A 13,181-nucleotide genomic window follows, 5' to 3' on the forward strand; every position below is an offset into this window, starting at 1 on the left:
ATGAAGACGACACGTTCCCTGCAGCGCGCGCTGATCCCCGACGACGAGAACGGCGAGGTGCTGCGCGCGATGTTCGACGACGGCGACGACCTGAGCCTGCCGCGCGAGATCGACTTCCACCTGGTCTTCGGCGAAGAGGCCCAGGCGCGCGGCTTCGCGGAGCAGGCCGCGACGTTGCCGGACCTGCTGCTGTCGGTGCCGGCGCAGGACGAGGAAGGCATCTGGGTGGTGACCGCCAGCCGGCACATGCCGGCCGCGCATTCGCTCATCACGTCGCTCGAGAAGCAGCTGGCACTGCTCGCGCAGGATTTCGAGGGTTATCCCGACGGCTGGAGCGCCAGCGTCGCGACCACGGGCGACGAAAGCGACGGCGACGCGCCGGCGTGAGCGACACCGGCTGCCTGCATGCGGCCGCGTCGCGCTGCCTGCGGGCGTCGACGCCCGAGGAGAAGCTCGCACGGACGTTCGAGGCGGCGAGCGCCTTCGCCGCAGGCGAGCTCGCGCCGAACGACCGCGCACCGCCGCCCGCACCGATCGGCATGCCGGGGCGCCCCGAGCGCCCGCGCCTCGTGCATCCGCGCGAATTGCCGCGACGCGGCTTCGGCACGCCCGAGGGCCTCGCCGCGTTCGTCCATGCCGTCGCGCACATCGAGTTCAATGCGATCGACCTCGCCTGGGACGCGGTCTACCGCTTCCGCGACCTGCCGCCCCGCTTCTATGCGGACTGGGTCGGCGTCGCCGCGGACGAGGCGCGCCACTTCGCGATGCTGCGCGCGCGGCTCCAGGCGCTCGGCCACGACTACGGCGACTTCGACGCGCACCACGGCCTGTGGGAGATGGCGGAGAAGACCGCGCACGACGGCCTGGCGCGGATGGCGCTCGTGCCGCGCGTGCTCGAGGCGCGCGGGCTCGACGTGACGCCGGGGATGATCGTCAAGCTGCGCCAGCGTGGCGACGACGCGACCGCCGACCTCCTCGAGGTGATCCTGCGCGAGGAGGTCGGCCACGTGGCCGCGGGCAGCCGCTGGTTCCGCTGGTACTGCGCGCAGCGCGGGCTGGAGCCGCGGGCGACCTTCCGGGCGCTCCTCGCCGAATACGCCCGCGCGGTGCTCTACGGCCCCTTCAATCGGCAGGCGCGTCTCGAGGCGGGCTTCGACGACGAAGAACTCGCCTCGATCGAGGCGCTCGCCGGCTGAGCTCAGTGCAGGCGGGGCGCGCGGCGCACGGCGTCGGCGTCGACCCAGCCGAGCGCGGCATCGTCGTCGTCCCAGCCTTCGGTGTAGTCGAAGCGACGGACGTCGTCGGCCTCCATGGCGGCGCCGATGTCGCGCAGCAGGGGACGGCGGACGGCGTCGAGCGAAGCATCGTGAGCGAGTCGGGTCGTGTGCATGGCGGTTCCGTGCTGCAGGCAGGGCGACGTGGGTGGGCCGGGCGCGCGCATGCACGCGGGCCGGCCGCGGCGGCTACCAGATCAGGAGGGCGACATCGAGGGCGATCAGGGCGAGCATCAGCAGGCCCGCGGAGCGTTCGGCATGGCGCGTGTTCATCGTGATCCCCGGTAGCGCGGGCCACCACCTCGGTGGCCATGGGGCAACGCTAGGAAGCGCGCTATCAATGCCGCGTGAGTTCACCGGGCTGCGTTTAGCGACCGTTGGGCGATGCCCGCGCCGGGCCGGTCGGGCGTCGCGTATCCATGTCCGCATGCCGCGCCGCGACCGGTCTCAGGCGAGCACCTCGAGGCGGATGTCGTCGCCACGCATGCGCAGGACGGACCCCTGCTCGTACCAGTCGCCCAGCACCACGCGCCGGCATCGGCGCCCGCCGGCATCGACCTCGTGCACCGCCGGGCGATGGGTATGCCCGTGGATCATCAGGTCGATGCCGTAGCGCACGAAATACTGCGCCACCGTCTCCGCGGAGACGTCGGTGATCGTCTCCATGGTGCCCGCCTGCTGCAGCGCCGCCTGGTGCGTGCGGCTCTGCTCGCGCGCCTGCTGCGCGAATGCGAGCCGGGCCTGCAGCGGTTGCGCGAGGAAGCGCGACTGCCAGTCGGGATGGCGCGTCTGCGCACGGAACGCCATGTAGCCGGTATCCGCGGTGCAGAGCAGGTCGCCGTGCAGGAGCAGGACGGGGCGCCCTTCGACCACGGCGACCGCAGGGTCGGCGAGGATCTCCATGCCCGCGCGCGCCGCATAGTCGGCGCCCACCAGGAAGTCGCGATTGCCGCGCATGAAACAGACGCGGGTACCGGCGTCGCGCACGGCGCGAAGCCCCTCGGCCACCGCGGCGCCCAGGGGTACGGGATCGTCGTCGCCGACCCAGGCCTCGAACAGGTCACCGAGGACGTAGAGCGCGTCGGCTCCGCGCGCCTCCTCGGCGAGGAAGCGCAGGAACAGCGTCGTCACCTCCGGACGCGCGTCGTCGAGGTGGAGGTCGGAAACGAAGAGCGTGGTCATCGCGGCATTGTAGGGCGGGCTCCGAAGGCGGTCGCGCCGCCACCGCCGACGTGGCCCCCGGGTGTCTACATGATGCGGCCCATGCCGCCCAACGACGGAAGACCGGCGGCTGCGGGAGTGGCGCATGCACCAGTGCCGCGACAGCCTCGGGCGATGCGCCGCGGTCCGCGAAGCGGACGTCGTCAGCGGCGCGGCGCGGCCACGAAGCGTTCGATCGCGGGCAGCACCTCGGGCGCGCGTCGCGGCTGGTAGAGGCCCTGCAGCGGCGCCGTGTGGCCACCGCCATCGAGCAGGAGCAGTTCGGCCGGTACGCCGGCGGCGCGCAGCTTGTCGGCCATCTGCCGGCTGTCGCGCGCTTCGACGACGCGATCGCCGGTGCCGTGCACGAGCAGGAACGGCGGCTCGTCGCCGTCGACGGCATTCACCGCCTGCGCCGAGGCCCATTGCGAGCGTGGCCCGAAGATCGGCACGTACTGGCCGGTGATGGCGAAGTCGTACGGACCCGACAGCCCGATCACGCCGGCGAGGTCGCGCGGCGCGAGGCCGTGCGCGGCGAGGTAGCGACGGTCGGCGCCAACGAGCGCGGCCAGCTGCGCGCCGGCCGAATGGCCGGCCACGAAGATGCGCCGCGGATCGCCGCCGTAGCTCGCGGCATTGCGGTGCGTCCACGCCACCGCCAGCGCCGCGTCCTCGACGAAGGCCGGGAAGCCCGCGCGCGGCCAGGTGCGGTAGTCGGCGACGATCGCGACCATGCCCGCCCGCGCGAGCCGGCGCCCGACGAAGCGGTACTGCTCTCGCGCCCCGCGCTGCCAGGCGCCGCCATAGAAGAAGACGACCACCGGCGCACGCACGGCGCCGCTCGCGGGCCGGTAGACGTCCAGCGCGAGGCCCGTTTCCGGCGCGAAGGTGACGCTCGCTTCCGGGGGCTCGACACCGCGGTTGGCCACGGCGAACACCGCGCGCTCGCAGGCGGTGCCGAGCAGGGCGACGGCGGCGAGGGCGGAACGGGCCAGCAGGGTGCGCAGGCGCATGGCGTCTCCAATGGATGACGAGGTTTGTACGCACCCGCGCGTCGCGTGGATGCATCCGCCAGGCGGGCACCGTCGTAGATCGGGCGATTCCCACCCGGAGCACCGCATGGCCACTCCGTTCCGCGCGACGCTCGCACTGGGTCTCGCGCTCGCATCGCCCGCAGTGGCTGCGCAGCAACGCTACGAAGGCCTGGCCTACACGGCCAAAGGCGGTGCCCTCGTCTATCGCGAGACGCATTGGCTCTACCGCGACGGCGCCACGCCGGCGCGGCTGGTGCTCTACCGTTGCCCCGACGGCCGCGCGTTCGCCCGCAAGTCGATGCGCGAGGTGGCTTCGGCCACCGCGCCCGACTTCGACTACGTCGATGCGCGCAACGGGTATCGCGAGGGCGTGCGGACGCGCGGCGGCATGCGCGAAGTGACGTATCGCGCGGGCACTGCAGCCGAAGCGCGCACGCGGCCCCTACCGTCGACGCCGGGTCTGGTGATCGATGCCGGCTTCGATGCCTGGATCCGGGCGAACTGGTCGCGCACCGGCGGCGGGGGCGCGGTGGTGCCGTTCCTCGTGCCGAGCCGCGCCCAGGCGTTCGATTTCCGCGTCGCCACCGCATCCGACACCCAGGAGGGTGGGCGCGCGGTGCGACGCATGCGCATGGCGGTGGCCGGCGTGCTCGGCTACGCGCTTCCATCGATCGAGCTGACCTACGACGCGCAGACCCGGCGCCTGTTGCGCTTCAATGGACTGGGCAGCGTGCGCGACGCGAAGGGGCGCCTGCAGGCGCTGCGCATCGAATTCCCGACGGCGCCGACCGAGACGGGCGTCACGCGCGAGGAGATCGACGCGGCCTTGCGCACGCCACTCGTCGCGTCCTGCGCGGGCTGATCACGCCGCCTGCATCCGCTCGCAAGGTCCGGCCGTAGAGCGTGGACACAGACCCACGACGGCGCGCCATGCGATCGAGTCCCCCTGCCGAAGCTCCACGCGCCGTACCGAAGCGCATGTCGCCGCTGCGCCGCTGGTTCGACACGGCGGACCACGGCGAGGCCGTGGATCCGGCGCGCGAGGATCGCATCGACTGGCTGCGCGCGGCGCCGTTCGTGGCGATGCACGTGGCCTGCATCGCGGTCGCATGGGTCGGCGTCTCGCCCATCGCCGTCGCGGTGGCCGCGGCGCTCTACGCCGTGCGCATGTTCGCGCTGACGGGCTTCTACCACCGCTATTTCTCGCACCGGACCTTCCGCACGTCGCGCGCGGTGCAATTCGTCTTCGCGCTGATCGGCGCGTCCTGCGTGCAGCGCGGGCCGCTGTGGTGGGCGGCGCACCACCGCCACCATCACCGGCATGCGGACACGGGCCTCGATCCGCATTCGCCGAAGGTCCATGGCTTCTGGTGGTCGCATGCGGCGTGGTTCCTCACCCCGCGCGGCTTCCGCACGCATTGGGAGCGCATTCCGGATCTCGCCAAGTTCCCCGAGCTGCGCTGGCTCGATCGGTTCGACACGCTGGTACCGGTCGCGCTGGCCGCGGCCCTCTACGGGCTCGGCGCAGCGCTCGAACGCGTGGCGCCGCAACTCGGCACGAGCGGGCTGCAGATGCTCGTCTGGGGCTTCCTCATTTCCACCGTGGTGCTGTTCCATGCCACGGTCACCATCAACTCGCTCGCGCATCGCTACGGCACGCGGCGCTTCGCCACGCGCGACGACAGCCGCAACAACCTCTGGCTCGCGCTGCTCACCTTCGGCGAGGGCTGGCACAACAACCACCACTTTTTCCCGGGCACGGCGCGCCAGGGCTTCCGCTGGTGGGAAGTCGACCTCACCTGGTACGGCCTGCGCCTGATGGCGGCGCTGGGCCTAGTGCGCGACCTCAAGCCCGTCCCGGCCTGGGTCCTCGCGCGGGCGGAGCGCTGACATGCGCATTGCGATCGTCGGCGCCGGCATCGCGGGGCTCGCCAGTGCATGGCTGCTCTCGCGCGAGCACGAGGTGCACCTGTTCGAGGCGGGCGACTACCTCGGCGGGCACACGCACACGCACGGCGTCGAGCTCGGCGGGCGGGTCCATCGCGTCGACAGCGGCTTCATCGTGCATAACCCGCAGCACTATCCGCTGCTCACCGCGCTGTTTGACGAGCTCGGCGTGGCCTCGCAGCCCACCACGATGAGCTTTTCGGTGCGCAACGAGGCGAGCGGGCTCGAATACAATGCCGGCTCGCTCGGCGGCCTGTTCTGCCAGCGCCGCAACCTGCTCTCGCCGCGCTTCTGGGGCATGCTGCGCGACCTCGCGCGCTTCTACCGCGCGGCGCCGGGCCTGCTCGAGGGCGAAGGCGAGGGCCCGACGCTCGGCGACTACCTCGAGGCCGGTGGCTACGGCGCGGCCTTCCGCGACGACCACCTCGTGCCGATGGCCTCGGCGCTGTGGTCATCCCCCGCGGACCGCATCCTCGCTTTCCCGGCGCGCTACCTGGTCCGCTTCATGGCGAACCACCACATGCTGCAGCTCACCGGGCGGCCGGAGTGGCGCGTGGTACGTGGCGGCTCGGCCACCTACGTGGAGGCGATGCGGCGCCGTTGGCAGGTCGTCGAGCGGGTGGCGACGCCGGTGTTCGCCCTCCGCCGTGATGCCGAGGGGGTCGACGTGATCAGCGCGGCGGGCGGGGAGCGCTTCGACCAGGTGGTCGTGGCCTGCCACAGCGACCAGGCGCTCACGCTGCTCGCGGACGCCGACGAGCGCGAGACCGCGGTACTCGGTGCGATTCCCTACCAGGCCAACGAGACGGTGCTGCACACCGACGCCTCCGTGCTGCCGCGCGACCGCCGCGCCTGGGCGGCGTGGAACGCGTGGATTCCCGCCGACCGCAACGAGGCCTGCACCGTGAGCTACTGCATGGACCTGCTGCAGGGCCTGCTGGCGCCCGAGCCGTTCATCGTGACGCTCAACCGCACCGACGCGATCGCGCCCGAGCGCATCCTGCGCCGCATGCGCTACCACCATCCGGTGTACACGCATGCCTCGGTCGCGGCGCAGAAGCGTCGCGCCGAGATCCAGGGGCATCGCCGCACGTGGTTCGCAGGCGCCTACTGGGGCTGGGGCTTCCACGAGGACGGCATGCGCAGCGCGGTCGACGTCGCGGATGCGTTCGGCATCCGCTGGCGCACGCCGGCTGGCGCGCCCGCGGTCGCGAGCACGCGCGCGGTCGGCGAAGGCCTGCCCGCGTGAGCGGCGCCTGCGCCAGCGCGGTGTACGAGGGGGTGGTCACGCATCGTCGCCATTCGCCGACGCCGCACGCCTTCCGCTACCGCGTCGCGCAGCTCTACCTCGACCTCGCCGAGGTCGACACCGTGTTCGACGACCATGCGCTCTGGTCGAGCCGCCGGCGCGCGGTCGCCGAGTTCCGGCGAAGCGACTATCTCGCGCCGCACGGCCGCCCGCTCGACACCGCGGTCCGCGATCGCGTGGAGCAGCTCACCGGCGACCGTCCCGCGGGCCCCGTGCGGCTGCTCACGCACCTGCGCTACTTCTGCTACGTCTTCAATCCCGTCAGCTTCTACTACTGCTACCACGCCGACGGCCGCCGGCTGCACAGCGTGCTCGCGGAGATCACCAATACCCCGTGGAAGGAGCGGCATGCCTATGCGCTGCCCGTTGCCACCGCGCAGGTGCAGGGCCGCGCGCTGCACTGGGACTTCGACAAGGCGTTCCATGTCTCGCCGTTCATGGCGCTCCGGCGCCGCTACGACTGGCGCTTCACCGCGCCGGGGGACGACCTGCGCGTGCACATGCGTGTGCTCGAGGGCGACGACACCGAGTTCGACGCCACCCTCGCGCTCGAGCGGCGTCCGCTCGACGCGGACTCGCTCGCACGGGTGCTGTGGCGCTATCCGCTGATGACCGCGCAGGTCGTCGGCGCCATCCATTGGCAGGCGCTGCGCCTGTGGCTCAAGCGAGTGCCCGTCCACGACCACCCGGGAAAGGCCCCGACCACTCCATGAACGAGATCGTCCGCACCGCCACGCCCGCCGCGCCGGGCGCCCTCGACCGCTTCCTGCGCGCCCGCCTCGTCGAGCGGCTCGGCGCGCTCCGCCACGGCCTGCTCGTGCTGGAGGACGCCGACGGCACGCTGCACCTCGGCGACGCCCACGCGGGCGGCCCGCTCGTGCGCCTGCGCGTGCACGACGGCCGCTTCTATCGGGCCGTGGCGGCGAACGGCAGCGTCGGCGCGGGCGAGGCCTACATGGACGGCGTGTGGTCCTGCGACGACCTCGTCGGCGTGGTGCGCCTGCTCGCGCGCAACCGTGACCTGCTCGACGGCATGGAATCGGGCACCGCGCGGCTCGGCGGCTGGGCGATGAAGGCACTGCACGCGGTCCGCCGCAATACGCGCGCCGGCAGCCGTCGCAACATCGCGGCGCACTACGACCTGGGGAACGCGTTCTTCCGCCTTTTCCTCTCGGACGACCTCATGTACTCGTCGGCGATGTGGGCGGGCGAGGACGACACGCTCGAGGCCGCCTCCAGGCGCAAGCTCGACGCGATCTGCCGCAAGCTCGACCTGCGGCCGGGCGACCGCGTCGTGGAGATCGGCACCGGCTGGGGCGGCTTCGCGGTGCATGCGGCGCGCCACTACGGCTGCCATGTGACCACGACGACGATCTCGCGCGAGCAGCATGCGCTCGCCGCGCAGCGTGTCGCCGAGGCCGGGCTCGGCGACCGCGTGACCCTGCTGCTGCAGGACTACCGCGACCTCGAGGGCCAGTACGACAAGCTCGTCTCGATCGAGATGATCGAGGCAATCGGCGCGCAGTACCTCGAGACCTACTTCGCGAAGCTCGGATCGCTGCTCGCGCCCGACGGCATCGGCCTCGTGCAGGCGATCACCATCGAGGACCACCGCTACGCGCAGGCGCTGCGCTCGGTCGACTTCATCAAGCGCCACGTCTTCCCGGGCAGCTTCATTCCCTCGGTGAGCGCGATGCTCGCGGCGAAGAGCCGCGCGACCGACCTCGCGCTCGTCGACCTCGAGGACTTCGGCCTCTCGTACGCGCGCACGCTCGAAGCGTGGCGACAGCGCTACATGGCCGCGCTGCCGCAGGTGCGCGCGCAGGGCTTCGACGAGCGCTTCATACGCATGTGGGAGTTCTACCTCGCCTACTGCGAGGGTGGCTTCCGCGAGCGCACGATCGGCGTCGCGCACCTGCTGCTCGCACGCCCGGGGCACCGCCCGGCCGAACGCGCCGTGCTGCGCGCGTGAACCGGCTGCTCGACATCGCCGGCTCGCAGGCGGTCTGGTTCGCGACCGTCATCGGCGCGGGGCAGGGAATCGGCTGGCTCGGCCCGGTGGCGGCGCTGCCTTTCGCGGCCTGGCACGTGGCGGCGTCGACATCGCGCCTGCGCATCGCGGTGCTGGTCGCGGCGGCGCTCGCCTGCGGGCTGCTGCTCGACGGGCTGCTCGCCGGCGCCGGCGCATTGGAGTACGCGGCATCCGGCCGGGCCCTCTTCGGCGTACCGCCGTGGATCCTCGGATTGTGGGTCGTATTCGCGCTCACGCTGCGCTGCTCGCTCGCCATCCTGCAGCGGCGCCTCGTGGTCGCCGGCCTGTTCGGCGCGGTGGGCGGGCCGCTCGCCTACCTCGGTGCGGCGCGCGGCTGGGGCGCGGTGGTGTTTCCCCCCGATCCGCTGCCGACCCTGCTGATGCTCGGCGTGGGCTGGGCGACCGCCCTGCCGGTGCTGGCAGGCGTCGCGCGCTGGTCGGCGGCATCGAATACGCCTGCGCCGGCGGTCCGGGTGGCGGCATGAACGCGCTGGTCGTGCTCGGCGGCATCTGGGTGGTCGCGGCAGTGGTGATGTTCATCGGCTGGCTCCGGCAGCTGCGCACGCGCGATGCGGGGCCGGTCGACGTGCTGTGGTCGCTCGGCGTCGGCGGGAGCGCCGTGGCGGTGGCCGTCGTCGGGGACGGCGCCCTGCTCCCGCGCGTGCTGCTCGCGATCCTCGGCGGCGCCTGGGGGCTGCGGCTCGCCCTTCACCTGGCGCGTCGCATCGCCGGTGGCACCGAGGACGGACGCTACGCCGCGCTCCGCGCGCACTGGGGCGGCAGCGCGGCGAAGTTCCTCATCGTCTACCAGCTGCAGGCGCTGCTCGTCCCGCTGTTCGCCCTCCCGTTCCTCGCCGTCGCGCGCGTGCCGGCGGCCGGGCCGACCGCTTGGGCGTTGCTCGGCGTCGCGATCTGGATCGTCGCGATCGCCGGCGAGTCGATCGCCGACCGCCAGCTCGCACGCTTCCGTGCGGATCCGCGCAACCGTGGCCGCACCTGTCGCGATGGCCTGTGGGGCCGCTCGCGCCATCCGAACTACTTCTTCGAGTGGCTGCACTGGTTCGCCTACGTCGCGCTCGCGGTCGGGTCGCCGTGGTGGGCGATCTCGCTGGCCGGACCCATCGTCATGTACGTCTTCCTGCGCTGGCTGAGCGGCATCCCGTTCACCGAAGCGCAGGCGCTGCGCACGCGCGGCGACGACTACCGCGCCTACCAGCGCGACGTCCCGATGCTCATTCCCCGTCTCTTCCGCACGCCTGCCACCCCGAGGGCTCCCGCATGAACAGCGTCGCCGACACGCTCCACGAACTTCCGCAGGACCGGCCCGCGCCCGGGCTGCTCGGCTGGGCCGAGCGCGGCTGGCTGCCGGACGCCGCGATCCGTGCCGGCATCCGTCGCCTCTGCGCGCAGCGCCTCGCCGACGAGCGCCGCGGCGGGATCGACGCGCAGGCCGAGCGCTTCCAGGCGGTGGTCGAGTCGCTGCGCAGCAGCCCGGTCGCCATCCATACCGATGCGGCGAACGCGCAGCACTACGAGCTGCCGCCGGCGTTCTTCGAGGCCTGTCTCGGGCGCCGCCTGAAGTACTCCGGCTGCTACTACCCGACAGGCCGCGAAACCCTCGACCAAGCCGAAGAGGCCATGCTCGCGCTCTACGGCGAGCGCGCGGAGCTCGCCGAGGGACAGGACATCCTCGAGCTCGGCTGCGGCTGGGGCTCGCTCACGCTGTGGATGGCGGAGCGCTATCCGAATGCACGCATCACCGCCGTGTCGAACTCCCGCTTCCAGCGCGAGCACATCGAGGCGCGCTGCCGCGAGCGCGGCTACGCCAACGTGCGCGTCGTCACCCGCGACGTGAACCACCTCGCGCTCGAGGCCGGTGCGTTCGACCGCTGCGTCTCGGTCGAGATGTTCGAGCACATGCGCAACTACGCGACCCTGCTCGCGCGCATCGGCACCTGGCTGCGCCCGGGCGGCAAGCTCTTCGTGCACATCTTCGCGCACCGCACCTGCATGTACCCGTTCGAGACCGAGGGCGAGGACAACTGGATGGGCCGGCACTTCTTCACCGGTGGCCTGATGCCCGCGAGCGATACGCTGCTGTGGTTCCAGCGCGACCTCGACATCGAGGCGCGCTGGCACGTGGACGGCACGCATTACCAGCGGACCGCGAACCACTGGCTCGCCAACCAGGATGCACGCCGCGACGAGGTGCTCGGGATCCTGCGCGCCGCCTACGGCACGGAGGGGGCGCGCCTGTGGAACCAGCGGTGGCGCATGTTCTGGATGGCCTGCGCGGAGCTCTTCGGATTCGATGGCGGCCAGGAGTGGCTCGTCGCCCACTACCGCTTCGCGAGGCCGCTGTGAGCCGCCGTCGCTGGTCGGCCGGGATCGTCGGCGTGCTGCTCGCCGGCTGCGCGAGCTCGGGCCCGCCGACGGTGAAACCCGTGGAGGCGGTCGACCTGCAGCGCTTCATGGGCGACTGGTACGTCATCGCGCACATCCCCTCGCGCTGGGAAAAGACGGCCTACAACGCGGTGGAGACGTACGCGCTCCGTCCCGACGGCAAGGTGCAGACCACCTTCCGCTACCGCGACGGCGCCTTCGACGGCAAGGTGAAGACGATGGAGCCGGTCGGCACGGTGCGGCCGGGCACGCGCAATGCGGTCTGGGGCATGCGCTTCGTCTGGCCGATCCAGGCCGAGTACGTCATCGGCGCGCTCGATGCCGGCTACACCCAGACGGTGATCGTGCGCAGCGCCCGCGACTACGCCTGGCTGATGGCCCGCACGCCCCAGATCCCGCAGGCCGACTACGACCGCCACGTCGAGTACCTGCGCGGGCTCGGCTACGACGTCTCCAAGCTGCGCCGCGTGCCGCAGCGCTGGCCGGAAGCGGCCGGCGAGGGCTGATCGCGGGCAGCACCGGCGCCGGGCGGTAAAATCGCCGCCCGATTCCGTCCCCGAGCCCCCGCATGACCAGCCGTACCCGCTTCGCGCCGAGCCCTACCGGTTACCTGCACATCGGAGGCGCGCGCACGGCCCTGTACTGCTGGCTGGAGGCCCGCCGCCATGGCGGGCAGTTCATCCTGCGCATCGAGGACACCGACCAGGAGCGCTCCACCCAGGCGGCCATCGACGCGATCCTCGAGGCGATGGAGTGGCTCGGCCTCGACTACGACGAAGGCCCGGTCTACCAGACCCACCGGCTCGACCGGTACCGGCAGGTCGCCGAGCAGCTCGTCGCCGCGGGCAAGGCCTACTACGCCTACGAGACCAAGGAGGAGCTCGAGGCGATGCGCGAGGCCGCGATGGCCGCAGGCGAGAAGCCGCGCTACAACGGGGCCTACCGCGATCGCGATGCCGGCTTCCGCGACGACCCCAACCGCGTGATCCGCTTCAAGAACCCGCAGGGCGGGGTGGTCGCGTGGGAGGACAAGGTCAAGGGCCGCATCGAGATCGCGAACGACGAGCTCGATGATCTCGTGATCTTCCGCTCCGACGGCTATCCGACCTACAACTTCGCGGTCGTGGTCGACGACATCGACATGCGCATCACCGACGTGGTGCGCGGCGACGACCACGTCAACAACACCCCGCGCCAGATCAACATCTACCACGCGCTCAATGCGCCGGTGCCGCACTTCGCCCACCTGCCGATGATCCTCGACGAGCACGGCGCGAAGCTGTCCAAGCGCACGGGCGCGGCGGATGTCATGCAGTACCGCGAGATCGGCTACCTGCCGCATGCGCTGCTCAACTACCTCGTGCGCCTGGGCTGGTCGCACGGCGATCAGGAGATCTTCTCGATCGAGGAGATGACGCGCCTGTTCGACCTCAAGGACGTCAACGCCAAGGCCTCGCGCCTCGACCCGGCCAAGCTCGGCTGGCTCAACCAGCAGTACCTGAAGGCGGACGATCCCGAGGCGGTGGCGACGCACCTGCAGTGGCATCTCGAGCGGAAGGGCTACGACCTCGCGAGCGGTCCGAAGGCGGCCGACCTCGTCGTCGCCCTGCGCGACCGCGTGCAGACGCTTGCCGACATGGCCGAGCGCGCGGCCGTCTGGTTCGAGCCGCTTTCGACCTACGACGACGCGGCCGTCGCCAAGCACCTGACCGCCGCGGCACGTCGCCCGCTTACGGAGGCCCGCGCGCGGCTCGGCGAGCTGATGACGTGGTCGCCGGAATCCGTGTCGATGGTGCTGCACGACGTCGCCACGGCCTGCGAGGTCGGCATGGGCAAGGTCGCGCAGCCGCTGCGCGTGGCGATCACCGGCACGCAGGTGAGCCCGGACATTGCACACACCGTCTACCTCGCCGGCCGCGACGAGGCGCTGCTGCGCATCGAGGCGGCGATCGCGAAGCTGCCGGCCGAAGGCTGACGCCGCC

At 71.9% G+C, this 13,181-nt stretch carries 15 protein-coding genes; 12 read left to right on the forward strand and 3 right to left on the reverse strand.

From position 1 onward, the window contains the following. Together ACYVJJ_RS06820 and ACYVJJ_RS06825 are read left to right on the forward strand one after the other, a co-directional pair. On the forward strand, positions 1-387 hold the full coding sequence (locus ACYVJJ_RS06820; protein WP_460832216.1) for a ribonuclease E inhibitor RraB: 387 nt from the start codon (positions 1-3) through the stop codon (positions 385-387). Continuing rightward, on the forward strand, positions 384-1,196 hold the full coding sequence (locus ACYVJJ_RS06825) for a ferritin-like domain-containing protein (RefSeq protein ID WP_460832217.1): 813 nt from the start codon (positions 384-386) through the stop codon (positions 1,194-1,196). The genes ACYVJJ_RS06820 and ACYVJJ_RS06825 overlap by 4 nt, the downstream gene beginning before the upstream one ends. Before the next feature lie 2 nt (positions 1,197-1,198). Here ACYVJJ_RS06825 and ACYVJJ_RS06830 read toward each other — a convergent pair whose 3' ends face one another. The 3 genes from ACYVJJ_RS06830 to ACYVJJ_RS06840 form a co-directional block, all read right to left on the reverse strand. After that, positions 1,199-1,390, reverse strand: coding sequence for a hypothetical protein (locus tag ACYVJJ_RS06830; protein WP_460832219.1), 192 nt, complete (start codon positions 1,388-1,390; stop codon positions 1,199-1,201). A gap of 331 nt (positions 1,391-1,721) precedes the next feature. Continuing rightward, positions 1,722-2,456 (reverse strand): UDP-2,3-diacylglucosamine diphosphatase, encoded by a 735-nt coding sequence (gene lpxH, locus ACYVJJ_RS06835; RefSeq protein WP_460832220.1) that lies wholly within the window; start codon positions 2,454-2,456, stop codon positions 1,722-1,724. A 182-nt stretch (positions 2,457-2,638) separates the two neighbouring features. After that, positions 2,639-3,487 (reverse strand): alpha/beta hydrolase, encoded by an 849-nt coding sequence (locus ACYVJJ_RS06840; RefSeq protein WP_460832221.1) that lies wholly within the window; start codon positions 3,485-3,487, stop codon positions 2,639-2,641. A 106-nt stretch (positions 3,488-3,593) separates the two neighbouring features. On the opposite strand from ACYVJJ_RS06840, the gene ACYVJJ_RS06845 reads away from it, so the two are divergent. From ACYVJJ_RS06845 to gltX, 10 genes are all read left to right on the forward strand, one after another. Further along, a complete protein-coding gene (locus ACYVJJ_RS06845) occupies positions 3,594-4,370 on the forward strand; it encodes a hypothetical protein (RefSeq protein WP_460832223.1) in 777 nt (258 codons plus the stop codon). Positions 4,371-4,438: 68 nt separating this feature from the next. Next, positions 4,439-5,398, forward strand: a complete 960-nt coding sequence (locus tag ACYVJJ_RS06850) for an acyl-CoA desaturase (protein WP_460832224.1) — start codon at positions 4,439-4,441, stop codon at positions 5,396-5,398. Between the two features lies 1 nt (position 5,399). Then, positions 5,400-6,704, forward strand: a complete 1,305-nt coding sequence (locus ACYVJJ_RS06855; RefSeq protein ID WP_460832226.1) for an NAD(P)/FAD-dependent oxidoreductase — start codon at positions 5,400-5,402, stop codon at positions 6,702-6,704. After that, positions 6,701-7,477, forward strand: coding sequence for a DUF1365 domain-containing protein (locus tag ACYVJJ_RS06860; RefSeq protein WP_460832227.1), 777 nt, complete (start codon positions 6,701-6,703; stop codon positions 7,475-7,477). Before ACYVJJ_RS06855 ends, ACYVJJ_RS06860 begins: the two co-directional genes overlap by 4 nt. Beyond that, positions 7,474-8,736 carry a class I SAM-dependent methyltransferase gene (locus ACYVJJ_RS06865; RefSeq protein ID WP_460832228.1) on the forward strand — a complete coding sequence of 421 codons (1,263 nt, stop codon included), beginning with the start codon at positions 7,474-7,476 and terminating at the stop codon, positions 8,734-8,736. Before ACYVJJ_RS06860 ends, ACYVJJ_RS06865 begins: the two co-directional genes overlap by 4 nt. After that, positions 8,733-9,281: a DUF2878 domain-containing protein gene (locus ACYVJJ_RS06870; RefSeq protein WP_460832230.1), complete on the forward strand. Its 549-nt coding sequence runs from the start codon at positions 8,733-8,735 to the stop codon at positions 9,279-9,281. Before ACYVJJ_RS06865 ends, ACYVJJ_RS06870 begins: the two co-directional genes overlap by 4 nt. Beyond that, positions 9,278-10,078, forward strand: a complete 801-nt coding sequence (locus ACYVJJ_RS06875; RefSeq protein ID WP_460832232.1) for a DUF1295 domain-containing protein — start codon at positions 9,278-9,280, stop codon at positions 10,076-10,078. Before ACYVJJ_RS06870 ends, ACYVJJ_RS06875 begins: the two co-directional genes overlap by 4 nt. Next, a complete protein-coding gene (locus tag ACYVJJ_RS06880; protein ID WP_460832233.1) occupies positions 10,075-11,160 on the forward strand; it encodes an SAM-dependent methyltransferase in 1,086 nt (361 codons plus the stop codon). The genes ACYVJJ_RS06875 and ACYVJJ_RS06880 overlap by 4 nt, the downstream gene beginning before the upstream one ends. Next, entirely contained in the window at positions 11,157-11,705 is a 549-nt protein-coding gene (locus tag ACYVJJ_RS06885; RefSeq protein ID WP_460832234.1) for a lipocalin family protein, read from the forward strand. The genes ACYVJJ_RS06880 and ACYVJJ_RS06885 overlap by 4 nt, the downstream gene beginning before the upstream one ends. A gap of 62 nt (positions 11,706-11,767) precedes the next feature. Further along, positions 11,768-13,174, forward strand: coding sequence for a glutamate--tRNA ligase (gene gltX / locus ACYVJJ_RS06890; RefSeq protein ID WP_460832236.1), 1,407 nt, complete (start codon positions 11,768-11,770; stop codon positions 13,172-13,174). Positions 13,175-13,181 lie beyond the last annotated feature (7 nt).

Source organism: Lysobacter humi (ex Lee et al. 2017) (assembly GCF_054781815.1).